The sequence below is a fragment of the Commensalibacter communis genome, assembly GCF_947179015.1.
GTDB classification, from domain to species: domain Bacteria; phylum Pseudomonadota; class Alphaproteobacteria; order Acetobacterales; family Acetobacteraceae; genus Commensalibacter; species Commensalibacter communis.
In genome coordinates, this window is sequence record NZ_CAMXCM010000030.1 from 1 (window position 1) to 589 (window position 589).

Below are 589 nucleotides of genomic sequence, written 5' to 3' on the forward strand. Positions count from 1 at the left end.
AACTCCAACGACGATGTTAATTCGTGTAGATTTCAAAATCAGTTCAACAGATACAACAGACAGCGATTATTATATTTTAGGGTATGAAGGAAGCTTCAACATCCGTATTAACCCAGGCAAAAAGACAGTATCGTTTTATAATGCACAAACAAAATCTTATAGTATTGATTATAGTAAACTAACTATTAATCTTCATGATGATAAATTTCATACGGCCTATTTTATCTTAAATAATGGTTACAAAGGATACCCATGTTTTGCAATTGATGGTGTGTATTTTAATAGAGAACTTCCAACGGGGAACTTATATCTTACAAATTTAAGGGTAAGAGGAGATAAAAATAATACTGTTATTGCAAATGCTTTAACAATTAAAAACTTGGGCATTTCAAGTAAACTACCATCTTTATTAAATTTTCAAATGGTTCCAACAGATTTTACAGAATTCGAAGGATATTACACTTTAATCAATAATGCTTTAGAAAATAAGCAATTAGAACAAGGTATTTTATTAAAACCATATAGTAATTTAGATTCATTGAATACGATCATTCCTATATATATGAATGATAGTTCAAACAATATGGCT

General features: G+C 28.5%; 1 protein-coding gene. It reads left to right on the forward strand.

Annotation, left to right across the window (positions count from 1 at the left end):
- Window positions 1–589: hypothetical protein (locus PQG54_RS12295; RefSeq protein ID WP_271807738.1), on the forward strand; the 589-nt coding region annotated here is incomplete at both ends.